The sequence below is a fragment of the Rhodococcus sp. AC861 genome (assembly GCF_979256035.1).
This window is the reverse complement of sequence record NZ_CEEDMW010000035.1, coordinates 1-280: the sequence shown is the minus strand read 5'-3', so window position 1 is coordinate 280 and position 280 is coordinate 1. Positions and strand designations below refer to the sequence as shown.

At 72.9% G+C, this 280-nt stretch carries 1 pseudogene; it reads left to right on the top strand.

Annotated features, from left to right (window positions below):
- Positions 1-40 precede the first annotated feature (40 nt).
- Positions 41-280: pseudogene (locus AC0IX4_RS23030) on the top strand (deferrochelatase/peroxidase EfeB); the annotation flags it as partial.

Sequence of the window (280 nt, the reverse complement as noted above, 5' to 3'; positions counted from 1 at the left end):
TGTCGTAGGAGACGAAGCCGTCGCGACACCACCTCGGTAGCTCTCCCGCCGAGCCCTCTTCGGCGGCGTAGGAGCAGGCGCGCTCGCCGTCGGTGCCGGCGCCGTGAGCGGCCGGTCGACGGCTCCCGAGCAACCCGTCGCCGCTGCGGCGGACGCCGTCGTACCGGTCCGGGGCGTGCACCAGGCAGGCGTCGTCACCCCCGCGCAGGACCGCATGCACTTCGACACCTTCGACGTCACCACCACCTCTCGCGAGGACGTCGTCGCGATGCTCACCGCC